The 22,158-nt window shown below is 57.1% G+C and carries 19 protein-coding genes, 1 pseudogene and 1 other annotated feature; of the genes and pseudogenes, 12 read left to right on the top strand and 8 right to left on the bottom strand.

The features are described from left to right. Window positions 1-79 precede the first annotated feature (79 nt). The 3 genes from DCL27_RS13790 to trxC all read right to left on the bottom strand — a co-directional run bounded on the left by DCL27_RS13790 (window position 80) and on the right by trxC (window position 4,044). Complete coding sequence (locus DCL27_RS13790; RefSeq protein ID WP_035597822.1) at window positions 80-2,752, bottom strand: bifunctional acetate--CoA ligase family protein/GNAT family N-acetyltransferase; 2,673 nt, start codon at window positions 2,750-2,752, stop codon at window positions 80-82. A 71-nt stretch (window positions 2,753-2,823) separates the two neighbouring features. Then, window positions 2,824-3,516 carry a tRNA-uridine aminocarboxypropyltransferase gene (locus tag DCL27_RS13785; protein ID WP_005294789.1) on the bottom strand — a complete coding sequence of 231 codons (693 nt, stop codon included), beginning with the start codon at window positions 3,514-3,516 and terminating at the stop codon, window positions 2,824-2,826. Window positions 3,517-3,612: 96 nt separating this feature from the next. After that, complete coding sequence (gene trxC, locus DCL27_RS13780; protein WP_005294791.1) at window positions 3,613-4,044, bottom strand: thioredoxin TrxC; 432 nt, start codon at window positions 4,042-4,044, stop codon at window positions 3,613-3,615. A gap of 206 nt (window positions 4,045-4,250) precedes the next feature. Here trxC and DCL27_RS13775 point away from each other — a divergent pair, with 206 nt between their 5' ends. After that, the gene (locus DCL27_RS13775; protein WP_005294794.1) at window positions 4,251-5,342 is read left to right on the top strand and encodes a tRNA/rRNA methyltransferase; all 1,092 of its coding nucleotides are present in this window, start codon (window positions 4,251-4,253) and stop codon (window positions 5,340-5,342) included. Between the two features lie 80 nt (window positions 5,343-5,422). On the opposite strand, the gene tnpA is transcribed toward DCL27_RS13775, so the two are convergent. Both tnpA and arcA read right to left on the bottom strand, forming a co-directional pair. Further along, a complete protein-coding gene (tnpA, locus tag DCL27_RS13770) occupies window positions 5,423-5,860 on the bottom strand; it encodes an IS200/IS605 family transposase (RefSeq protein WP_109728684.1) in 438 nt (145 codons plus the stop codon). Window positions 5,861-6,039: 179 nt separating this feature from the next. Next, complete coding sequence (gene arcA / locus DCL27_RS13765) at window positions 6,040-6,756, bottom strand: two-component system response regulator ArcA (protein ID WP_005282404.1); 717 nt, start codon at window positions 6,754-6,756, stop codon at window positions 6,040-6,042. Between the two features lie 102 nt (window positions 6,757-6,858). Between arcA and yjjY the strand changes: the two are divergent. The 6 genes and pseudogenes from yjjY (at window position 6,859) to thrC (ending at window position 13,160) form a co-directional block, all read left to right on the top strand. Then, window positions 6,859-7,001, top strand: a pseudogene (gene yjjY / locus DCL27_RS13760) (YjjY family protein). Between the two features lie 403 nt (window positions 7,002-7,404). Then, complete coding sequence (locus DCL27_RS13755) at window positions 7,405-8,121, top strand: tRNA/rRNA methyltransferase (protein ID WP_005282408.1); 717 nt, start codon at window positions 7,405-7,407, stop codon at window positions 8,119-8,121. A 206-nt stretch (window positions 8,122-8,327) separates the two neighbouring features. Further along, window positions 8,328-8,399, top strand: coding sequence for a thr operon leader peptide (gene thrL / locus DCL27_RS17800; protein WP_071523905.1), 72 nt, complete (start codon window positions 8,328-8,330; stop codon window positions 8,397-8,399). Next, window positions 8,335-8,457, top strand: a sequence feature (Thr leader region). (Overlaps the previous gene by 65 nt.) 22 nt (window positions 8,458-8,479) lie before the next feature. After that, entirely contained in the window at window positions 8,480-10,939 is a 2,460-nt protein-coding gene (thrA, locus tag DCL27_RS13750; protein ID WP_035598815.1) for a bifunctional aspartate kinase/homoserine dehydrogenase I, read from the top strand. A gap of 1 nt (window position 10,940) precedes the next feature. Next, a complete protein-coding gene (thrB, locus tag DCL27_RS13745; RefSeq protein ID WP_005282415.1) occupies window positions 10,941-11,870 on the top strand; it encodes a homoserine kinase in 930 nt (309 codons plus the stop codon). 3 nt (window positions 11,871-11,873) lie between these two features. Beyond that, window positions 11,874-13,160: a threonine synthase gene (gene thrC, locus DCL27_RS13740; protein ID WP_035598818.1), complete on the top strand. Its 1,287-nt coding sequence runs from the start codon at window positions 11,874-11,876 to the stop codon at window positions 13,158-13,160. A gap of 47 nt (window positions 13,161-13,207) precedes the next feature. Here thrC and yaaA read toward each other — a convergent pair whose 3' ends face one another. Then, window positions 13,208-13,984 (bottom strand): peroxide stress protein YaaA, encoded by a 777-nt coding sequence (yaaA, locus tag DCL27_RS13735; protein ID WP_035598821.1) that lies wholly within the window; start codon window positions 13,982-13,984, stop codon window positions 13,208-13,210. Window positions 13,985-14,099: 115 nt separating this feature from the next. Continuing rightward, on the bottom strand, window positions 14,100-15,533 hold the full coding sequence (locus tag DCL27_RS13730; protein ID WP_005294798.1) for an alanine/glycine:cation symporter family protein: 1,434 nt from the start codon (window positions 15,531-15,533) through the stop codon (window positions 14,100-14,102). A 431-nt stretch (window positions 15,534-15,964) separates the two neighbouring features. Between DCL27_RS13730 and tal the strand changes: the two genes are divergently transcribed. From tal to DCL27_RS13705, 5 genes are all read left to right on the top strand, one after another. Continuing rightward, window positions 15,965-16,918 carry a transaldolase gene (gene tal, locus DCL27_RS13725; protein ID WP_035594308.1) on the top strand — a complete coding sequence of 318 codons (954 nt, stop codon included), beginning with the start codon at window positions 15,965-15,967 and terminating at the stop codon, window positions 16,916-16,918. A gap of 128 nt (window positions 16,919-17,046) precedes the next feature. Further along, complete coding sequence (gabD, locus tag DCL27_RS13720) at window positions 17,047-18,495, top strand: NADP-dependent succinate-semialdehyde dehydrogenase (protein WP_035594763.1); 1,449 nt, start codon at window positions 17,047-17,049, stop codon at window positions 18,493-18,495. A 161-nt stretch (window positions 18,496-18,656) separates the two neighbouring features. Further along, a complete protein-coding gene (locus tag DCL27_RS13715; protein WP_005282440.1) occupies window positions 18,657-19,313 on the top strand; it encodes an HAD-IA family hydrolase in 657 nt (218 codons plus the stop codon). After that, window positions 19,310-19,897 (top strand): molybdopterin adenylyltransferase, encoded by a 588-nt coding sequence (gene mog, locus DCL27_RS13710; protein ID WP_035598824.1) that lies wholly within the window; start codon window positions 19,310-19,312, stop codon window positions 19,895-19,897. The genes DCL27_RS13715 and mog overlap by 4 nt, the downstream gene beginning before the upstream one ends. A gap of 120 nt (window positions 19,898-20,017) precedes the next feature. Next, entirely contained in the window at window positions 20,018-21,328 is a 1,311-nt protein-coding gene (locus DCL27_RS13705) for an MFS transporter (RefSeq protein ID WP_035598827.1), read from the top strand. A gap of 76 nt (window positions 21,329-21,404) precedes the next feature. Here DCL27_RS13705 and satP read toward each other — a convergent pair whose 3' ends face one another. After that, window positions 21,405-21,992, bottom strand: a complete 588-nt coding sequence (gene satP, locus DCL27_RS13700; protein WP_035598830.1) for an acetate uptake transporter — start codon at window positions 21,990-21,992, stop codon at window positions 21,405-21,407. Window positions 21,993-22,158: the final 166 nt, after the last annotated feature.

Here is a 22,158-nt window from a genome sequence, read left to right as displayed (position 1 = left end):
TTTAACCAACGGAATCGGACGATAATAACACTAGTTTTATCTGGTTGCGTATGTTTTGCCACGATTTGCCGAAATTGTCTCAGCATTTTTCGCTGCCTTGCGCGGCATCCGTCGCCAGCGGTAGAGAAAGATTGACGATTCCGTCCTCCAACAGAATTTCCACCTTAAATCCCACCTTACGGGCCAGTGCGATCATGCCGCGATTGGTTGGCATGGTGATGCCGAGCAGTCGTTGTAGTTGGCGTTGGCGAGCATAGCGGATCAATTTATCCAGCAAAATAAACCCTAACCCGAGGCCATTACGATCGCTGCGAACCAGCACGGCAAACTCCGCCTCGATGTTATCGGGATCGATCAGCGCGCGGGTGACACCGAGGATCGCCTCGCCCTGCGGTGTACTTTGTACGGCAACGAAAGCCATCTCCCGCTCGTAGTCGATCTGGGTCATTTTAGCGAGATCTTCATGAGTAAATTCATTGATCTCGCTGAAGTAGCGGTAATAGAGATCCTCTTTACTGACGCGTTGAATGAACTGCTGCAATAGCGGCTCATCCTCCGGCAGGATCGGCCGTAGCAGGCAAGCACTGCCATCGCGTAGGGTGACGGACTCTTGCAATCGATGCGGATAGGGGCAGATGGCGAGGCGAGCGGGCGGCGTATCGGGCGTGATCAGATGGAGTGTGGCGTCCAACAGGGTAAAGGCCCCGCCACTGGCGAGTAACGGATCGATCTCCAGACGACGAATGACGGGACAGTCGACGATCAGGTTTGACACTTGTACCAGCACCTGGCTTAGGCCGGTGATATCCAGATCGGCTAATGGGGTACCACGGCGGATCTGGCCGTTTTTCTGCGCCTGCACGATCAGGTAGCGCGCCAGATTCATGTTGAGCGGCGGCAGGGCGGCGGCGGCGTCACGTTGGCTATCCCATTGCGCACCACCCTCACCCAGCAGGATCAGCGGGCCGAAGACGGCATCGTGCTCGACACAGATACGCAGCTCCTGCGCGCCGATGCGGTTGGCGCTACTCTGCACCAAGAGACCGAAGATACGGGCCTGGGGATAGGCTTGGCGGGCACGATCGAAGATGGCGTTGGCGGCCTGTTCGACCTCTTGCGCGTTGCGCAGATAGAGCATTACCCCTTGGATCGCCGAGTGATGCGCGATATCCGGTGAGCGTAGCTTGAGGGCGACGGGATAGCCGACTCGCTCGGCGATGTGCACCGCCTCGGCACTGTCGTTGGCAATCCAGCCGGGAAGCGTCTCTAGACCATAACAGGCCAAGATATCGCGGACCTCATGGGTATCGAGGCGGGTGAGGCCGTCGGCCTGAGCCTGGGCTAACAGGCGGTGTGCCAGCGCGCTATTCGCGGGCAATCCTGCCGGTAGCGCGGGGGTTTCCATCAGCTGCTTCTGATTACGCCGGTACTCGACCATATGCATGAAGGCCGTGATGGCGCCCTCCGGTGTACGATAGGTTGGGATGCCCGCCTCGCTAAAGCGTCGGCGCGCCTCCTGCGAGGTACTCTCGCCGCTCCAGTTGGTCATCAGCGTAATATGCTTGGCGCGCGGATGATCGCGTAGTGTCTCGATCAGTGCTTGTGCCGTTTCGGTCGCGGGAGCGGCGGCGCTAGGTGCATGCTGAATCAATAGCGCATCGTAGCAATGACTATCGAGTACCTGCTGTAGCGTGCTGCGGTAACGTGCTGGTGTGGCGTCATCGCGTAGGTCGATGGGGCCCTGTAGATAGGCATCGTCCGGCAGTCCGCCAGACAGCGCGTTGCGTAATGCCTCATCCGTCTCGGCGGGGTGGCCGTTACGCCGTTGTAGTTCGTCCAATGCCATGGCGATCGGTGCCGCGCCATTGCCGATGATCAGGAGTTTCTCGCCGCGTAAGGGGCGCATGTGGCTCAGGGTTTCGACGGCAGAAAACAGCTCATGCGTATTTTGTACGCGTAGCAGGCCAGCGCGTTGAATGGCAGCATCATAGGCGATGTCGAGCCCGGGCGCTTCACCCAGAACGTAGCGTGCCTGTGGCGATCGACCACTCTTGATCACCAGAATCGGCTTATTGCGTGCCGCGCTACGTGCTGCGGACAGAAAGCGTCGGGCGTCGTGCAGATGTTCCAGATAGAGCAGGATAGCGCCGGTCTTCGCATCCCGAGCCAGATAATCCAGCAACTCGTCGACGTCACTATCCAGGCTATCGCCTAATGCCACGAACAGCGAGAAGCCGATCTCACGCTGACGCGCCCAATCGAGGATAGTGTTGGAGACCGCAGCCGACTGAGAGATGAAGGCCAGTCGACCCGGCAAGATTGGGACCGGTGAGAAGCTGGCATTCAGCTTTTGCCACGGGGCTAACACCCCTAGGCTGTTGGGACCTAATAGGCGTACGCCGTGCTGCTGGGCGCACTGCTTCAGCGCCTGTGCCTGGCTCGCCGGTGAGGCGAGTACGATCGCGGCTCGGCAGCCCTTGGCGCCCAACTCGGCGATCAGTGTCAGATTACGTCGGGGGTTGACACACAGGATGGCCAGATCTGGCACCATCGGCAACGCCTCGATCGACGAATAAGCCAGTACACCGCATACCGCCTGATAGCGAGGATTGACGGGCATCACCGGGCCATTGAAGCCCCCCCGCAGCAGGTTCTGCATGACCAGATGGCCGTTGCGGCCAGCCTGATTGGAGGCACCGATGACGGCGATGGATTTGGGACGTAGCAGGGACTCGAGACTGCGCTGACTCATGCCATCCTCCTGAACGGGTAACCCGCTGGTGAGCGTATTAAAACGCACCGGATGGCATGATAGTAGAGGCTTTATTCCGCCTGTGCAGTGTTTCCTGTCGGAGGGTGCGATTTACCTAGCAAATATTGTCGCCGGAAATGGGTGAAGTGTTGTAGTAACCCTTGCGCGGCATCTGCGTCGTCGGCGAGGGCCAACAACGCCGTCGCCACTTCCGCGGTGCAATACTGCTCTGGTCGCTGTGCCTCGCGCAGTAAGTAGCCGGGCGCCTGCGCCATATTGATGGAGAGAACCGGGAAGCCGTCTAGATAAGGGCTCTTACGAAACATCTTACGGGCTTCGGGCCAGGTGCCATCCAGCATGATGAACAGTGGACGGCGTCCCGCCTCGGCGGTGACTTGGGTGACGACGCGCTGTGGTTCGGCATAGCTACCGGGGAAGATGACATAGGGCTGGTAGGCGGGATCGGCGAGCAGAGTCAGGAGGGCCGGATCCGGCTGGGTCCGTGACCAGCCATAGGCCAGGGTATCTGGCAGTACGTCGGCGATAAGGCGTCCCGTGTTACTCGGTTTCAGCGGCTCGGTATCGTACATCATCAGGCAGAAGCGGCTACGTGCCGGGTAGGTCGCCAGGGTCGCACATAGGCAGTGTATCTCAGGCAGTAGACAACGTTGGCAGCGTTGCACACGGCAGCCACGGGCATGAAACGGCCGGGTCGACTGGCGTAGACGCTCGGCCCGTAGGCGCAGTACGGCATTGGGGGACATGATTATCTCGGGAGGATGCGCAAAAGCGCTATTTTAAACAAGCGCCTCCCTTGGGTACAGTGCTAAGCGGCCCGGAGTGTTCCGGGCCGTGTATCATTAGGACTGTTTTGCCAATTGTTCGTCAAGCCAGGCATCGAACGGTGCCTGCGGCATGGCACCGTTGAGCATATCGACCAATTGACCATTACGGTACAGCATGATGGTCGGAATGCTACGGATGCGGAAACGCGTGCTAAGCGCGGGTTGATCTTCGGTGTTCACCTTCACGCAGCGTACCTGTCCGGCCCGCTCGGCGGCGACGGCGGCGAAGATCGGGGCGAAAGCCTGGCATGGACTGCACCACGGTGCCCAGAAGTCGATCAGCACCGGCATCTCGTCTTGCAGGAGCGTGTCCAACGTTTCGGCTTTAGCTTCAATGACCTTGCCATCGAACAACGGATGAGCACAGCGGCCACATTTCGCCTGTTCGTTACAGCGATCATCGGGGATTCGGTTGGTAGTATGGCAGGCAGGACAAACAGTATTCATGATTACCCTCGGAGAGAAAACGGTGAAACGTCGGGCGTCGTCGCCACCGATGTTCCATAGATGTTAATTATTATTCTTCTGAATGTTCGTTATCACAATCAGATTTATTCAATGACTATAATAGACTAGAGCTTTTATCCTAGGCGTATGGTAACGGGTTCTCACATCAGGTAATCTTCGCGCCCTGCGCGTAGGTGGAGAAAGCAATGAACGACTCTTTGAATGGCAAGAACGGTAAGGTAAAAGTGATGTACGTCCGCGATGCGGATACGACGGACGCGCGTTCGTCGCGCCCATCAGGCAAGGGACGTCAGGGACAAGGTGGACGGGGTGAGCGCCCCGAGCGTGGTCGTGGCGATCGTGATCGTGGTGATCGCCCGCGTAATGATCGCTCGCGTAATGAGCGCGGCGGACGTCCGGCACGTGCGGATAAGCCGAGCGGTGAGCGTTCACCGTGGCGAACCGTTGCGCTGGGTGATAGCCCGGATCAGGGAGTGGGAAGCGACCATGGCGGCATCAGCGGCAAAAGCTTTATCGATCCCGAGCAGCTGCGTCGTCAGCGCGCCGAAGAGACGCGTGTATATGGTGAGAATGCCTGTCAGGCGCTCTTTGCTAGCCGCCCGGAGGCGATCGTCCGCGCCTGGTTCTTGCAGTCGGTTACCCCGCGTTTCCGTGATGCATTGCGTTGGATGGCGGCCAATCGTAAGGCTTACCATGTGGTCGATGATGCCGAGCTGACTAAGGCTTCCGGTACCGATCATCATGGCGGCGTCTGCTTCCTGATCAAGAAGCGTCGCTCTCTCGACGCTCAGCAGTATCTGGCCTCACAGGCTGAGCAGGCGGTCGATTGTGTGTTAGCGCTGGAGAATGTCGCAAACCCGCATAACCTGGGCGGTATCATGCGTACCTGTGCCCATTTCGGCATCCGTGGCATCATGGCGCCAGAAAGTGCCGCATTGGAGTCGGGGGCGGCAGTGCGTACCGCCGAAGGGGGCGCCGAGCATGTCCAGGCCATTGATGCGGAGGATTTTGCCGCTACGCTGGATACCTTCCGTCGTGCCGGTTATACCATCGTGACGACGTCGAGCCATAAGGGAACGACGCAATTACATCGCGCGACGTTGCCGGCGAAGATCGTCTTGGTCGTGGGTCATGAAGGGGATGGTCTGTCTGACGGTACGTTGCGTCAAGGTGATTTGAGCATTTCCATCGGCGGCACCGGTAGCGTAGAGAGTCTGAACGTGTCGGTTGCGACCGGGATTATGCTGGCCGAATGGTGGCGGCAGAATGCGCGTTAATCCGCGCGCTCGATAGTAAAAATCCACCTCTTGAAGAGGTGGCTTTAAATGGGGCCCCCTAAAAGGGGGCCTTGTTCGTTTTAATCCTGTAATAACGCCATTTGCTGCTCGTATTCTTGATCTTTCTTATCCTGATGCCTCACGTAGCGTCTGATAATTTCTTCGTTCACTCCAACTGTGTCTGCAAAGTATCCCCTCGCCCAAAAATGATTACCCCACAGCTTCTTTCGTATATGCGGAAACTTGTTGTAGAGACGAATACCTGTGCGCCCTTTCAGGACGCCCATCAGCGTTGAGATCGAGAGTTTCGGTGGGATCATCACGACAAGATGAACATGGTCTGTCTGAACATTCAATTCAAGTACCTCACAATCTTTCATATTGCAAAGTATATAAACTGAGCGATAAAGCTCTTTACCTACCGCCCCTGTTAAAACCTTGTAGCGATACTTTGGCGTCCACACCAAGTGATATTTGCAACGCCAGAATACATGTGCTGAACTTCTATAACTGCTCATGTCAGTGATTTCCTTCTTACTTGTGGTGAGTAAGCTGGAATTTTCTGGCATGGGCTTCCTTCAGGCTATAGCCTCACAGGGACAATCACCACCTCCCGAGGAGGTGGTTTAAAGCTGACAACAAAAAGGCCGGGATAACCCGGCCTTTTTTCTTGCTATATCGCCTCAGGCGTCGTGGATTACTCTTCCAGATCGCCGCAGAAACGGTAGCCTTCGCCATGGATGGTGGCGATGATCTCTGGCGTATCCGGCGTCGACTCGAAGTGCTTACGGATACGACGGATGGTGACGTCTACCGTACGATCGTGCGGCTTCAGTTCACGGCCGGTCATCTTCTTCAGCAGTTCAGCACGAGACTGGATCTTACCCGGGTTCTCGCAGAAGTGCAGCATGGCGCGGAACTCGCTGCGCGGCAGCTTGTACTGTTCACCGTCCGGGCTGACCAAAGAGCGGCTGTTGATGTCCAGCTCCCAACCGTTGAAACGATAGTGCTCGACGCTTTTACGCTCTTCGCTGCCGCTACCCAGGTTCATGGTGCGGGAGAGCAGGTTACGGGCACGGATGGTCAGTTCACGCGGGTTAAACGGTTTAGTGATGTAATCATCGGCACCGATTTCCAGGCCGAGGATCTTATCCACTTCGTTATCGCGACCGGTCAGGAACATCAGTGCGACATTTGCCTGCTCACGCAACTCGCGTGCCAGCAGCAGGCCGTTTTTCCCAGGCAGGTTGATGTCCATGATGACCAGATTGATGTCGAATTCAGACAGAATCTGATGCATCTCGGCACCATCATTGGCTTCATGAACGATATAACCTTCCGCTTCGAAAATACTTTTTAACGTATTGCGAGTGACGAGTTCGTCCTCGACGATCAGAATGTGCGGGGTCTGCATGTTTTGCTACCTAAAATTGCCAACAAAATAGAAAAATAGGGGGTGTACAGCAGTCCGGGAACCCAGATCACCAAATATGGGCGGTTCAACCGCGGGGCTCTAGTGACTAAAGTACGTAAACTCGTTCTTGATGCACTTTCCATCAACGTCAACAACATCGCTAGGTTGGTCAGGGGGTGTCACTCCCTACAGCCCCGGTGGTGCCAAAAGCGGCGCACATCCTAACCCTATTAACAGCAATATAACAGCGCATGCGTCAAATGCCACCTAACAAAACTATCCTTTGTTGACATATATCAAGTCCAATTGTAGCACGTTAACAGATTTGTGAAAAACACTTACAAGTTTGCAAGCTTAATGCCTCTCTCATAGCGATTTCTCCAGCGGGTTCGCCTGGATAGGTCGCGCTTAGCAAACGGAGTTTTTTGCTATTAAATAATAAATAACTTCATGAATATAATAACAATATTGACATATTTTTTGTGAAATTTGCATTTCGATGTTAATGAGTGAGAATTTTTGCAAAGAAGGTTATTTAACAAATGGAAACGTTATTTTTTGTTAAAAATATGTAGTAAAAATGCGGCGTAGAAAAATGGTGTTTGGCGGGGTAGAGTGTGCGCCTCGGTAAAAAAACAGGCACTAAATATGCAAATTCATATTGTACTGGTCGCTCCGGCCAGGGCGGAGAATGTAGGCGCGGCGGCGCGAGCGATGAAAACTATGGGCTTCACTTCGTTACGCATCGTGGATAGTCAGGCGGATCGTGAACCTGCGGCGCGTTGGGTGGCGCACGGGGCTGGCGATATTCTGGATAATGCCTGTCATTTTGCCACCTTGGAGCAGGCATTAGCGGATGTCGAGTTCAGTGTAGCCTCGACGGCGCGCAGTCGCGCCCGTTTCCATTATTACTGCACACCGCCGGAGTTAGTCGGTATCTTGCAGGAAAAGCAGCAGTGGATGGCGAGTTGTGCGTTGGTCTTTGGCCGAGAGGATTCCGGGCTGACCAACGATGAACTGGCGCTGGTGGATTTGTTGACGGGGGTGCCCATGGCCGCCGATTATCCCTCGTTAAATCTGGGGCAGGCCGTGATGGTCTTTTGCTACCAGCTCTCTTCATTGATGCAGGTACACGCGGTCGCGGAGCCGGCGGCGCAAGGAGAGCAGTTGGCTGCTTTACGGGCACGAACGACGCGTCTACTTGAGACGTTAGGCGTCGAGGATGACAGTAAACTGAGCGATTGGCTCGCCCAACGTCTCGGTCTGTTGGCGCAACGGGATACCGCCATGCTGCATCGTTTGCTACATGACATCGAATCTGCTTTGAATAACGGGTTAGCGGCGAAGAAACACGAAAAAGGATAATCCTTGGTTATTTGGTGAGTTGATTGGTGATGTGTGGCGGAGTGCGGCCAATTGGCCATGATTTTATTCTAATAATTATGATTTATTAGTTTTTAAAACTGCCGAAAATAGGCTGCGATCGATGTCACAAAATAGAAATAGGTTGACTCACCGTTGGCTTTGCTTTAACCAATATAGGGCAGACACAGGAATAACTTGGACAGACTATGCGTAACTTCAGCCTGAATATCATCACTACAATTACCACCACCGGTACAACCAGTAACGGGGCGGGCTGACGCATACAGAAAAGTGAAAATGAAAAAGCCCGCACTTCACAGTGCGGGCTTTTTTTTCGGCCAAATTCGGAGAGAGTCAGATGAAAGTATTAAAGTTCGGCGGAACATCGGTCGCCAACGCTCAGCGCGTGATCAGCGTGGCCGACATTCTGGAGAGTAACGCCGCCCAAGGACAGGTCGCCGCCGTGCTGTCTGCTCCGGCCCGCATCACCAACCACTTGGTCGCGCTGATCGATCGCACCATTGCCGGCCAGGATGTACAACCGATCCTAGGCGAAGCCGAGAAGATTTTTACCGATCTGTTGGAGGGCCTGGCTCAGGCGCAGCCGGGATTCGATGCCGCATCGCTGCGTCTGCGGGTGAGCCAAGAATTTGGCCAGATTCGCCAGGTGTTACATGGTATCTCTCTGTTGGGGCAATGCCCGGATAGCGTCAACGCGGCATTGATCTGCCGGGGTGAAAAGCTCTCCATCGCCATCATGGCCGCGCTACTCCAGGCGCGCGGCCGGCGTGTTAGCGTCATCGATCCGGTCAGTAGTCTACTGGCACGCGGTGGTTACCTCGAGTCGAGTGTCGATATTGCCGAATCCAGTCGTCGTATCGCCGCGCTAGGCATCCCGGCGGATAGCGTAGTCTTGATGGCCGGTTTTACCGCCGGCAATGAGCAGGGGGAGCTGGTGGTCTTGGGGCGTAACGGCTCTGACTATTCTGCGGCGGTGTTAGCGGCCTGTTTGCGTGCCGAATGTTGCGAGATCTGGACCGACGTCGACGGCGTGTATACCTGCGATCCCCGCCTGGTGCCGGATGCGCGTTTACTGGATGCCATGTCCTATCAGGAGGCGATGGAGCTTTCCTACTTCGGGGCTAAGGTATTGCACCCGCGAACGATCTCTCCCATCGCCCAGTTTCAGATCCCTTGCCTGATAAAGAATACTGCCAATCCGCAGGCACCCGGTACCCTGATCGGTGCACAGCGGGGTGATGCGGCGTTGCCGGTCAAAGGCATCACCCATCTGAACAATATGGCGATGATCAACGTCTCGGGGCCGGGGATGAAGGGGATGATCGGCATGGCGGCCAGGGTCTTCGCCGTGATGTCGCGCAGTGGCATTTCGGTGGTGCTGATCACCCAATCCTCCTCTGAGTACAGCATTAGTTTCTGTGTTCCGCAGCGTGAGCTGCAACGGGCCTGCCAGGCGCTACAGGAGGAGTTCTATCTGGAGCTGAAAGATGGCCTGTTGGAGCCGCTAGATGTGACGGAGCATCTGGCCATCATCTCCGTGGTCGGCGATGGTATGCGTACCCTACGTGGTATTTCGGCGAAGTTCTTTTCGGCGTTGGCGCGCGCCAATATCAATATCGTGGCCATCGCCCAAGGATCGTCGGAGCGCTCTATCTCCGTAGTGGTCAGTAACGATGTGGCCACCACCGCCGTGCGGGTAACGCACCAGATGCTGTTTAATACCGATCAGGTGATCGAGGTCTTTGTGATCGGCGTCGGCGGTGTCGGTGGGGCGCTGCTGGCACAGATCGAACGCCAGCAAGCCTGGTTGAAGCGTAAACATATCGATCTACGGGTATGCGGCATCGCCAACTCGAAGGCATTGCTGACCAATGTACATGGTATCGACATGGCGCAGTGGCGAGAGTCCCTGGCGCAGGCGTCGGAGCCGTTTAACCTGGGGCGGCTGATCCGTCTGGTCAATGACTACCATTTGCTGAATCCGGTGATCGTCGACTGTACCTCCAGCCAGACGCTCGCCGATCAGTATGCCGACTTCTTGGCTAACGGTTTCCATGTGGTGACGCCCAACAAGAAGGCGAACACTGCCTCGATGGATTACTACCATCTGTTGCGTCAGCGGGCGGCGGGGAGCCGACGTAAGTTCCTGTATGACACGAACGTGGGGGCGGGGCTGCCGGTGATCGAGAATCTACAAAACCTGTTGAGCGCCGGCGATGAGCTCCAGCGCTTCAGCGGCATTCTTTCCGGCTCGCTCTCGTTTATTTTTGGTCGACTGGAGGAGGGGGCATCCTTCTCCCAGGCTACCGCCGAGGCACGTCAATTAGGCTATACCGAACCGGATCCGCGCGATGATCTCTCTGGTATGGATGTGGCGCGCAAGCTGTTGATCCTAGCCCGCGAAGCGGGCTATACCTTGGAGTTGGCGGACATTCGGGTCGAGCCGGTGCTACCCGCGAGCTTCGATGCGAGTGGGGAGGTCGAGGCCTTTTTGTCTAACCTGGCACGTCTGGACGAGGGTTTCGCCGCGCGGGTGGCGGCGGCGCGTGCGCGTGGCTGTGTATTGCGCTATGTCGGCGAGATCGATCAGGGTCGCTGCGTGGTTCGCATCACCGAGGTGGATGGCAACGATGCACTGTATAAGGTGAAAAATGGCGAGAACGCCCTGGCGTTTTATAGCCATTACTATCAGCCGCTGCCGCTGGTCCTACGCGGTTATGGCGCGGGTAATGAGGTGACGGCTGCCGGCGTGTTCGCCGATCTGTTGCGTACGCTGTCATGGAAACTGGGGGTATAACATGGTGACGATCTATGCGCCGGCCTCGATCGGCAACGTTAGCGTCGGCTTCGACGTGCTGGGCGCGGCCGTTACACCGCTGGATGGCAGTCTACTGGGGGACTGTGTTAGCGTCACCGCCAGCGATCGTTTCTCCCTGGCGTGTCGTGGCCGCTTCGTCGCGAGCCTGCCTGCGAACGAGCAAGAGAATATTGTCTATCAGTGTTGGCAGCGTTTTTGCGCCGAGATCGGACACGAGTTGGCCGTCGAAATGGTGTTGGAAAAGAACATGCCGATCGGCTCAGGGTTGGGCTCTAGCGCCTGTTCCGTCGTCGCGGCCTTGGCGGCGTTGAATCGCTTTGCCGGTGACCCCCTCACGCCACACCAGCTATTGACTCTGATGGGGGAGTTGGAGGGCCGAATCTCCGGTAGCGTGCATTACGATAACGTCGCCCCCTGCTATCTGGGTGGGGTGCAATTGATGGTCGAGGCTCAGGGGATCATCAGTCAACCGGTACCCTGTTTCGATGAGTGGCTTTGGGTGATGGCCTATCCGGGGATCAAGGTCTCCACCGCCGAGGCGCGCGCCATTCTACCGCCACACTATCCCCGTGCCGACTGTATCCGCCATGGACGCAATCTGGCCGGTTTTATTCATGCCTGCCATACGCGTCAACCCCAGTTGGCTGCGGCCTTGATGCAGGATGTGATCGCCGAACCTTACCGTAGCGGCCTGCTGCCCGGGTTTCTCGAAGCACGCCAGGCGGCGGAGCACCTTGGTGCGCTGGCATGTGGCATCTCGGGTTCGGGGCCGACGTTGTTCGCCGTGTGCGACGATCAGGCCGTTGCCCAACAGGTGGCGCATTGGTTGGCACAACACTACCTGCAAAATGAGCAGGGATTCGTTCATATTTGCCGTCTGGATACGGCGGGCGCACGACAACTGGGATAAGCCATGAAACTGTACAATCTGAAAGATCATAACGAGCAGGTTAACTTTGCCCAGGCGCTGGTTCAGGGACTGGGCCGTCAGCAGGGGTTATTTTTCCCCCATGCATTGCCGTCGTTTGAGCGGAGTGAGATCGATGCCTTACTGGCCCAAGATTTTGTGACGCGTAGCGCCCATATCTTAGCGGCCTACCTGGGCGATGAGTTTCCGTTCGCAACCTTATTGGCGCGGGTACGCGCCGCCTTTACCTTTCCGGCGCCGGTTGTGCCGGTGAGCGATGACATTGCGACGCTGGAGTTGTTCCATGGCCCGACGCTGGCCTTTAAAGACTTTGGCGGGCGCTTTATGGCGCAGATGCTACAACAGGTGGCGGGGGATCGACCTGTCACCATCTTGACGGCGACCTCGGGCGATACCGGCGCCGCGGTCGCGCATGCCTTCTATGGTCTGGATAACGTACAGGTGGTGATCCTCTACCCGCGCGGGAAGATCAGTCCGTTGCAGGAGAAGCTGTTCTGCACCCTGGGCGGTAATACTCGTACCGTGGCGATCGAGGGCGACTTCGATGATTGCCAGGCGTTGGTCAAGCAGGCGTTTGACGATGCGGCGTTGCGTGAGCAACTGGGGTTGAATTCGGCAAACTCGATCAACATCAGCCGCCTGTTGGCGCAGGTCTGCTACTACTTTGAGGCGGTGGCGCAACTCCCACAGGCGGCGCGCAATCAGTTGGTGATTTCGGTACCGAGCGGCAACTTCGGCGATCTGACCGCGGGCTTACTGGCCCAATCGCTGGGATTGCCGGTGAAGCGTTTCATCGCGGCCACGAATGCTAACGATACGGTTCCTCGTTTCCTGGCCAGCGGCGCTTGGCAGCCACACGACACGGTAGCGACCCTCTCTAACGCCATGGATGTCAGCCGCCCCAACAACTGGCCGCGGGTCGAGGAGTTGTTCCGCCGTCGTGAGTGGCCGCTGGCGGCCTTGGACTATGGGGCGTTGGACGATGCGCAGACCGAGGAGGCGATGCGGGCACTGGCTGCCCAGGGCTATGTCAGTGAGCCCCATGCCGCCATCGCCTATCAGGTATTACGCGCAAACCTACGTCCCGGCGAGTATGGTCTGTTCCTAGGGACCGCGCACCCGGCCAAGTTCGCCGAGTCGGTGGAGCGTATCTTGGATCGCGCTCTGCCGTTACCGGCGGCGTTAGCCGAGCGTGCTGACCTGCCGCTGCTGTCACAGACGTTACCGGCGGAGTTCTCTCACCTACGGGCATTCCTGTTGACCGACGCGTGAGAGGCCGGCCCCCGCAGGTGGCGGGGGCGGCTTTATCGGGGCGGGCGTTAGTGGCGGCGTTGGAACAGCAGTTCGCGTCCCAGTCGGCCCTGGCTCTCCCCGGCGAAAGCGTATCCCTCCAGATCGAACGCCTTTAGCTGCTCGGGATCCTGCAATCGTTGCTTGATGATAAAGCGACTCATCAGTCCGCGCGCCTTCTTGGCGTAGAAACTGATCACCTTAAAGCTGCCATTCTTTTCATCCATAAAGATAGGTTTGATCAATTCGCCCTCCAGGATGCGAGGGTTGATCGCCTTAAAGTATTCGTCCGATGCCAGGTTAATGACGACCCGATCTCCCTGCTGCCGTAGTTGTTGGTTCAGTTGGCGGGTGATCTGGTCACCCCAGTAGGCATACAGATCATTGCCATAGGGGGTATGCAGCCGGGTTCCCATCTCCAGACGATAGGGCATCATCAGATCCAGAGGGCGTAGCAGTCCATAGAGCCCGGAGAGCATACACAGATGCTGCTGAGCGAAGTCGAAGTCTGCCTCGTTGAAGTCTTCGGCTTGGAGTCCGCTATACACGTCGCCTTTAAATGCCAGTATTGCTTGGCGGGCATTCTCCGGGGTGAAATGGGGTTGCCACTCGGCGAAGCGCGCGGCATTCAACCCGGCCAGCTTGTCACTGATCTTCATCAGCGAGGCCAATTGTGCTGGCGTCAGGGTTCGCACCGTCTGCATCAACGTTTCGGCTTGCGCCAACATTAACGGTTGCGTATAGCGTTGTGTGGCGAGTGGGGAGCAGTAGTCCAACGTTTTAGCTGGGGAGATAATCGTCAGCATGGCGGCATCCTACAAGAGAGAAAAGGGTAACTTCGTCTACTTTAGCAAACTGGCGTGCGGGCGGGAAAAATTGCTGTGATAGGGATAAGGGGGAGTGAAACTCCCCCTGAGTGCCTTACTTACGCGCCGGTTTCTCCCAGATCCCCGGTTCAACTTGCTGTTGAATCTCTGGATACTTACTGAGATCCAAGGTCGGCACCAGCCCCAGACGGCGCTGGTGGTTATAGTCGCGGGCCAGCTTAAAGGCGACGCCCGACAGTAACAGGATGGCGATCAGGTTGGTGATCGCCATCAGCGCCATTGAGAGGTCGGCCATCTTCCACACTAACGGCAGCTCCGCCAAGGCACCGAACATCACCATACCCAGCGTACCTAGACGTAGAAAGATCAAACCACTGGGGTGGTTATGTTCCAGGAAGATCAGGTTACTTTCGGCGTAGGCATAGTTGGCGATGATGGAGGTGAAGGCGAAGAAGAAGATCGCCACCGCAATAAAGGTCCCACCCCAGTCCCCGACGGCCGAAGAGAGCGCTCGCTGGGTGAGTTCAATACCGCTGATGGAACCCGGTGCGGCATCCAATACGCCGGAGGAGAGGATGATGGCGGCGGTCGCGCTGCAGATCACCAACGTATCCATAAAGACGCCTAGCATCTGTACATAGCCCTGAGAGGCGGGATGAGGCGGATAGGGGGTGGCGGAGGCGGCGGCGTTGGGGGCTGAGCCCATGCCGGCCTCGTTAGAGAATAACCCGCGCTGGATCCCCTGGGTCATCGCCTGGGAGATGCCATAGCCGACGGCACCGGCAGCCGCTTCTTGCAGGCCGAACGCACTCTTGATCACCAGCATCAGTACCTCTGGCAGACGGGCCAGGTTATGCCCCATCACCCAGAAGGCCAGCAGCAGATAGGCGATGGCCATGACCGGTACGATCAGCTCGGCGGTGCGAGCAATCGAGCGTAGACCGCCGAAGATCACCACGCCGCAGATCACTACCAAAGTCATGCCGACATACTGCGGTGAAATATGGAAGGCGACGGCGGTCGCTTGAGCGATGGAGTTGGCCTGTACGGCGTTGAATACCAAGCCGAAGGCGACCAGCAGGAACAGGGAGAACAGGATCCCCATCCAACGCATGCCGAGCCCCTTCTCCATATAATAGGCCGGGCCGCCACGGAAATTACCCTGATCGTCGCGCGTCTTATAGAGCTGGGCCAAGGTGCTCTCGATGAAAGAGGTGGCCATTCCGATCAGCGCGATGATCCACATCCAGAATATTGCGCCAGGCCCACCGGCGGTCAGTGCGATGGCGACCCCGGTGAGATTTCCGGTGCCGACGCGGGCGGCCAGGCTGGTACACAGTGCCTGAAAGGAGGAGATACCACCGCTGTCGACCTTATTACTGTTTTTCAATACTGAAAACATATGGCCGAAGTGGCGAAACTGAATAAACCCGGTGCGGAACGTGAAATAGAGACCGGCACCGATCAGCAGATAGATCAGTACCGAGCCCCATAGGATGTTGTTGATAAAACTAATGAGATCCGTCAATGCGTAGTCCTCTTTTATTATGTCTTTCCCTGATGACACGAGGCCGCCACTCGTTCGTTGCGCAACGCTGTGCGACACCGTGTCGATAAGGCGGCAAGAATGTAGCATGATTTTTAACAAGCTGGGCAGAATATTCGCGTTAACGCTTGCCCTAGGGTGATTGTCAACAGGGAAACGGTTGCGGTGCAATTTCCTTGATGAATGGGAAAAAACGGCGCATTTACTGGGATGTTTCCTCCATTGCGCAACGCAAACAGCGTGTTATCATCAGACCAGGCACGTCACAAGCTCATGCTCAATTTGTTAGCACCTTCGCCTTTGCGCAAGGCGATGCCCCTGATTACGGCGTGGCGGAGTGGCCATAGATTAAGAGGGGGAGATAACAATTGGCGTATCAAGCTGGTTAATACACCAAAATGGGAACGCTAAAAATGACCGATAAACTGACCTCCCTGCGTCAACTGACTACTGTGGTTGCGGATACCGGCGATATCGCCGCGATGAAGCAGTACCAACCACAGGATGCCACGACAAACCCTTCTCTGATCCTCAATGCCGCGCAGATCCCCGAATACCGTAAACTGATCGATGATGCCATCGCCTGGGCCCGTAGCCAGAGTGGCGATCGCGCCCAGCAGATCGTGGATGCGTCCGATAAACTGGCCGTGAATATTGGCCTAGAAATTCTGAAACTGATCCCGGGTCGTATCTCTACCGAAGTCGATGCGCGTCTCTCTTATGACACCGAAGCCAGCGTGGCCAAGGCGAAGCGCTTGATCAAACTGTATAACGATGCCGGCATCAGCAACGATCGTATCCTGATCAAGCTAGCCTCCACCTGGCAGGGCATCCGTGCCGCCGAGCGTCTGGAGAAAGAGGGCATCAACTGTAACCTGACGCTGCTGTTCTCCTTCGCTCAGGCGCGTGCCTGCGCCGAAGCGGGCGTCTACCTGATTTCTCCGTTTGTTGGCCGTATCCTCGATTGGTATAAGGCGAATAGTGGCAAGAGCGAATTCGCAGCGGCGGAAGATCCGGGCGTCATCTCCGTCACCGAAATCTATAACTATTATAAGCAGCATGGTTATGAGACGGTGGTGATGGGCGCGAGCTTCCGCAACGTCGGTGAGATCCTGGAGTTGGCCGGTTGCGACCGCCTGACCATCTCCCCGTCCCTGCTTAAGGAGCTGTCTGAAAGCACGGGTAGCGTCGAGCGTAAGCTGGCCTATCAGGGGGAGATCAAGGCTCGTCCAGCACGCCTGAGCGAAGCCGAATTCTACTGGCAGCATAACCAAGATCCGATGGCGGTGGAAAAACTGGCCGATGGCATCCGCAAGTTCGCCGTGGATCAGGGTAAACTGGAAAGCATGATCGACGCACTGCTGTAAGTGGGTCTGGTTTACCATCTAACCCCCCGGCCGCGTAAGCGTCCGGGGGGTTATTTTTTTATCGACCGGTTGGGGCGTTCGCTTTCGGGAGCGGGGCGTGGCCGGTATCGCGTAGCGAGGGGAATATGATACAGCTTAATGATAGTGGCCTGTTTCGTCAGCAGGCGCTGATCGACGGTGTCTGGTGTGACGCTGACAGTGGCGACGTCATCAACGTCGTCAACCCGGCGAATGGTGAGAGGCTCGGTAGTGTACCGAAGATGGGGCGTGAGGAGACCCGGCGCGCGATCGATGCCGCCGCCCATGCCCTGCCGGCTTGGCGCGGACATACCGCCAAAGCGCGGGCCCAGATCTTACGCCGTTGGTTTGATCTGATCCTGGCTCACCAGGAGGATCTGGCGCGTCTGATGACCTTGGAGCAGGGTAAACCCCTGGACGAATCGCGTGGTGAGATCGCCTACGCCGCTTCTTTCATCGAGTGGTTTGCCGAGGAGGCGAAACGTGTCTATGGCGATACTATCCCGGCTCCCCAGGCTGATAAGCGTCTGCTGGTATTGAAGCAGCCTATCGGGGTAACGGCAGCGATCACGCCGTGGAACTTCCCGGCGGCGATGATCACCCGCAAGGCGGGACCCGCGTTGGCTGCCGGTTGTACGATGGTGCTGAAGCCGGCCAGTCAGACACCCTATTCCGCCTTGGCATTGGCGGAGCTGGCATTGCGTGCCGGTATTCCACAGGGGGTGTTTAGCGTGGTGACCGGGGCCGCGGGCGAGGTGGGCGGAGAGCTTACCGCCAATCCACAGGTGCGCAAGCTGAGCTTTACCGGCTCGACAGAGATCGGACGACAGTTGATGGCGCAGTGTGCGCATGACATTAAGAAAGTCTCTCTCGAACTGGGCGGCAATGCGCCATTTATCGTGTTCGATGATGCGGATCTGGATCAGGCGGTGGCGGGCGCGTTAGCCAGCAAGTTCCGTAATGCCGGGCAGACCTGTGTCTGTGCCAACCGTCTGTATGTGCAACAGGGGATCTATGCGCGCTTTGCCGAGAAGCTAACCCAGGCGGTGCAGGCATTACGTGTCGGTGATGGCTTGGAGGAGGGGGTAACGGTGGGGCCGCTGATCGACCAACGGGCACGCGCGAAGGTTGAAGAGCATATCGCCGATGCCGTGGCACGCGGCGCCCGCATCGCTTGCGGCGGGGCGGCCGATGCGCGCGGCGGGAACTTCTTCACGCCGACGGTACTATTGGACGTGCCCGCCGATGCCTTGGTGGCGCGTGAGGAGACCTTCGGCCCGCTGGCGCCGTTGTTCCGTTTCCGCGATGAGGATGAGGTGATCGCCTTGGCTAATGCGACAGAGTTTGGCCTGGCTTCCTACTTCTACACCCAAGATCTGGGGCGGGTATTCCGTGTCGGAGAGGCGTTGGAGTATGGCATCGTGGGGGTTAACACGGGCCTTATCTCGAATGAGATGGCGCCTTTCGGCGGCGTGAAGTCGTCGGGGCTGGGTCGCGAAGGCTCGAAGTACGGTATCGACGATTACCTCGAGATGAAATACCTCTGTCTGGGCCTCTAAACGCGCGTGCCGCCGAGACGGCGGCGCGCTGGCAGCTTTCTTTGCCGTTTCACCTTGGGGGAATGGCCGCGATAAATTTTGCCTCTTCGGCGCGATGGCGCTAACGTTTTTCCAGAGCGTCAGTTACGACACAGTACATTGCCGATAGAGGAGTATGCGTCATGTGGAGAAAGCATTTCGCCGCCATCTTTCTGGATATGGATGGCGCGTTGCTCGACAGCGATAGCCATGCCGAACTCGTGTGGGAGCAGTGGGCACAACAGCGGTGCATCGATCGCACGCTATTGCGCCCACGTATCTATAGCCAACGGGTGCAGGAGACACTACGCCAACTGGCTCCGAGCCATAGCGATCGCGCCGAATGTCAACGTCTGGAGCAGGCGCTGTTGGCGGCGGTGCGTCAGCGGCGTAGCGCATTGCGTCAGGACGCGGCGGCATGGTTGGCCGGTTTGAGTGACACCCCCTGGGGTGTGGTCACACAGGCCGGGCAGCAGCGAGCCAGCGAACAGATCGCGCACAGCGGGATGCCGCGTCCGCCACTGGTGGTCGGCGCAGAGCAGGTGAGTTGCGGGCGTCCGGATCCGGAGCCTTACCTTCAAGCCGCCAGCCATTACGGTCTGGACCCGCGTGACTGCCTGGTGATCGAAAGCGACGAAGCGGGGATCCGTGCCGCACAAGCGGCGGGAATGACCGTGATCGCCCTCAGTTACCGTCGCCCGCGTCACTCTTTGCAGCGTGCGGATGTGGTGATCGGCGGCTGGCGTAGTATCATTCTGCATCCACAGCCGGAAGGCATCGTCGTTGAGGTTATTGCATGAATACACTACGCATAGGTTTGGTATCGATCTCTGATAGGGCATCTAACGGTGTCTATCAGGATCAGGGCATTCCAGCACTAGAGGCTTGGCTGGCCGCGGCATTGGCTACCCCTTATAGCTTGGAGACGCGCCTGATCCCGGATGAGCAACGCTTGATCGAGCAGACGCTATGTGAGCTGGTGGATGAGCGGGGTTGCCATTTGGTGTTGACCACCGGAGGTACCGGCCCCGCACGGCGCGACGTGACGCCGGATGCGACGCTGGCGGTCGCCGATCGTGAGATGCCGGGGTTCGGCGAACAGATGCGCCAGATTAGTCTGAACTTCGTCCCGACGGCGATCCTGTCGCGCCAGGTTGGTGTGATCCGCAAGCAGGCGTTGATCATCAATCTGCCGGGGCAGCCTAAGTCGATCCGTGAGACGCTGGAGGGGCTGAAGGATGAATCCGGCCAAACGCGGGTCGCGGGGATCTTCGCCAGCGTGCCATATTGTATTCAACTGTTAGATGGCCCCTATGTGGAGACCCACAGCGAAGTGATAGCAGCATTTCGGCCAAAGAGTGCTCGTCGCGAAATAATCAACTGAAGTTACAGTCATTGCAGGATAAGATTTAGAATGACTGGTATGTATACGGCTAACGTTATATCTCTATTTTTGCAACACAACATTATCAATAAGTGTCAAAAAATAGGGCCGTAACGACATATGGAATTGCATCATCACCGTCAGTTGAATCAGCAGGACTATAAAACGCTGGCGCTGGCCGCCCTGGGCGGGGCGCTGGAGTTTTATGACTTCATCATCTTCGTGTTTTTTGCCGCCGTCGTCGGCGCACTCTTTTTTCCACCGGACATGCCGGAGTGGCTGCGCCTGGTGCAGACCTTCGGTATTTTCGCCGCCGGGTATTTAGCGCGTCCGCTCGGTGGGATCGTCATGGCGCATTTTGGTGACCGGATTGGTCGCAAGCGCATGTTCTCTCTCAGCATTCTGTTGATGGCCTTGCCGACGCTGGCGATGGGGATGCTGCCGACTTATCAAACGCTAGGTATCGCCGCACCGCTGTTACTGTTGCTGATGCGTGTCTTACAGGGCGCCGCCATCGGTGGCGAGGTGCCTGGTGCCTGGGTGTTCGTCGCCGAACATGTCCCGCCGCACCGCATTGGCTTTGCCTGTGGCGTACTGACGGCTGGCCTGACCTTCGGTATCTTACTTGGCTCGCTGGTGGCGACGGGGCTGAATAGTTGGCTGACGTCACAGGCGATCCTCGCCGGTGGTTGGCGAATTCCCTTCTTTCTGGGCGGTGTATTTGGCCTGATGGCGATGTATCTACGCCGTTGGTTGCAGGAGACGCCGGTTTTTCTGGCGATGCAGGCGCGTCGCGCCCTGGCCGAGGAGTTGCCGTTGAAGCGCGTGGTGCGTGACCATCGGCGCTCGGTGGTGATCTCGATGCTGCTGACCTGGCTGCTCTCCGCTGGTATCGTCGTGGTGATCCTGATGACGCCCAGTCTGTTGCAAACACAGTATGGTCTGCCGGCCGCATTGACTCTGCAAGCCAATAGCGTGGCCATTGTCACCCTGACGCTAGGCTGTATTGTGGCGGGGATGTTGGCAGATCGTGTGGGGGCAGGGCGTTTGTTTATTGCCGGTAGCCTGCTGTTGGGGGCGTGTAGCTGGCAATTCTTCAGCCAGTTGTCGCCGCAGATCGAGGCGGGGCAGTTGTTCTGGCGGTACGGTTTGGCCGGTTTTAGTGTCGGTCTGGTCGGCGCGGTGCCGTTTGTGATGGTCTGTGCCTTCCCCGCCGAGGTGCGTTTTAGCGGGATCTCCTTCTCTTATAATCTCGCCTATGCCGTATTCGGCGGTTTGACGCCGATCGCCGTGACGCTGTTACTGGCCCTGACGCCTTTAGCGGCAGGATGGTATGTGTTGGCGCTCTCGTCACTGGGCGTGCTACTAGGCTGTTACTTCCTGCGTGCGCCGCTGCGAGCAGCACCGCATCAATGTGGCGAAGTGCGTTAGTCCACATGGCGCCAGATGTGCCGGGATAAAAAAGGCCTCCTGAGGGAGGCCTTTATGCGTCAGGGATGCGACTGAGTTAGGCGTGCTTAGCGCCGATGGGCAGCACATCACGGCCATACTGCTCGTTGATCACCTCGGCCATCGCCAGGTAGATGGCGCTGGCACCACAGATGATGCCTTCGATGCCGGCGATGTGCAGCACGCTGGCGTTAGCGGTGATGTTGCCGTAGGCCAGCAGGAAGAACAGTACCGTCAGGCTGGCGAAGACAAACTGCAAGACGCGGTTGCCGCGCAGGGTGCCAAAGAACATGAAGAGGGTAAAGATGCCCCACAGCGCCAGATAGGCTCCGAGAGACAGTGCATCGGTTGCGTCGGCCAGGCCCATCTTTGGCAGCGTCAACAGCGCTACCAGGGTCAGCCAGAAGGAGCCATAGGCGGTAAAAGCGGTCAGCCCAAAGGTATTGCCTTTCTTATATTCCAGCAGTCCGGCCAGGATCTGGGCGATACCGCCAAAGAAGATCCCCATAGCCAAAATGACGGAAGTCAGCGGAAAGAGCCCTGCGTTGTGCAGGTTCAGCAAGACGGTAGTCATCCCAAAACCCATCAGACCCAGGGGGCCGGGATTTGCCAACTTGTTGGTGTTTGATATCACTAAAAACCTCATTAAATCATATTGATACTAAAAAATAAAAAAAATTGATTAAAAATGGAACAGCTAAGGCGAGCAGATATTGACATATTATGTTGTTTTTAGCACTAACAAGTAACAATTAGAAATAAATTAACTCATTGGGAAAGCTAGTAATCTTTTTCCCTTACAGTGCAAAGAA

The organism is Edwardsiella tarda ATCC 15947 = NBRC 105688, assembly GCF_003113495.2.
Lineage (GTDB): Bacteria > Pseudomonadota > Gammaproteobacteria > Enterobacterales > Enterobacteriaceae > Edwardsiella > Edwardsiella tarda.
The sequence above is the reverse complement of the archived record's forward strand: the minus strand, read 5'-3'. Positions and strand labels throughout refer to the sequence as shown.

What these genes read in the sequence shown, in the direction of transcription:
- DCL27_RS13775 (WP_005294794.1), top strand. Translation starts at nt 4,251, where the DNA reads ATGAACGACTCTTTGAATGGCAAGAACGGTAAGGTAAAAGTGATGTAC.
- tnpA (WP_109728684.1), bottom strand. Translation starts at nt 5,860, where the DNA reads ATGAGCAGTTATAGAAGTTCAGCACATGTATTCTGGCGTTGCAAATAT.
- thrA (WP_035598815.1), top strand. Translation starts at nt 8,480, where the DNA reads ATGAAAGTATTAAAGTTCGGCGGAACATCGGTCGCCAACGCTCAGCGC.
- trxC (WP_005294791.1), bottom strand. Translation starts at nt 4,044, where the DNA reads ATGAATACTGTTTGTCCTGCCTGCCATACTACCAACCGAATCCCCGAT.
- thrB (WP_005282415.1), top strand. Translation starts at nt 10,941, where the DNA reads ATGGTGACGATCTATGCGCCGGCCTCGATCGGCAACGTTAGCGTCGGC.
- thrC (WP_035598818.1), top strand. Translation starts at nt 11,874, where the DNA reads ATGAAACTGTACAATCTGAAAGATCATAACGAGCAGGTTAACTTTGCC.
- arcA (WP_005282404.1), bottom strand. Translation starts at nt 6,756, where the DNA reads ATGCAGACCCCGCACATTCTGATCGTCGAGGACGAACTCGTCACTCGC.
- DCL27_RS13790 (WP_035597822.1), bottom strand. Translation starts at nt 2,752, where the DNA reads ATGAGTCAGCGCAGTCTCGAGTCCCTGCTACGTCCCAAATCCATCGCC.
- tal (WP_035594308.1), top strand. Translation starts at nt 15,965, where the DNA reads ATGACCGATAAACTGACCTCCCTGCGTCAACTGACTACTGTGGTTGCG.
- DCL27_RS13715 (WP_005282440.1), top strand. Translation starts at nt 18,657, where the DNA reads ATGTGGAGAAAGCATTTCGCCGCCATCTTTCTGGATATGGATGGCGCG.
- DCL27_RS13705 (WP_035598827.1), top strand. Translation starts at nt 20,018, where the DNA reads ATGGAATTGCATCATCACCGTCAGTTGAATCAGCAGGACTATAAAACG.
- yaaA (WP_035598821.1), bottom strand. Translation starts at nt 13,984, where the DNA reads ATGCTGACGATTATCTCCCCAGCTAAAACGTTGGACTACTGCTCCCCA.
- DCL27_RS13755 (WP_005282408.1), top strand. Translation starts at nt 7,405, where the DNA reads ATGCAAATTCATATTGTACTGGTCGCTCCGGCCAGGGCGGAGAATGTA.
- DCL27_RS13785 (WP_005294789.1), bottom strand. Translation starts at nt 3,516, where the DNA reads ATGTCCCCCAATGCCGTACTGCGCCTACGGGCCGAGCGTCTACGCCAG.
- mog (WP_035598824.1), top strand. Translation starts at nt 19,310, where the DNA reads ATGAATACACTACGCATAGGTTTGGTATCGATCTCTGATAGGGCATCT.
- satP (WP_035598830.1), bottom strand. Translation starts at nt 21,992, where the DNA reads ATGAGGTTTTTAGTGATATCAAACACCAACAAGTTGGCAAATCCCGGC.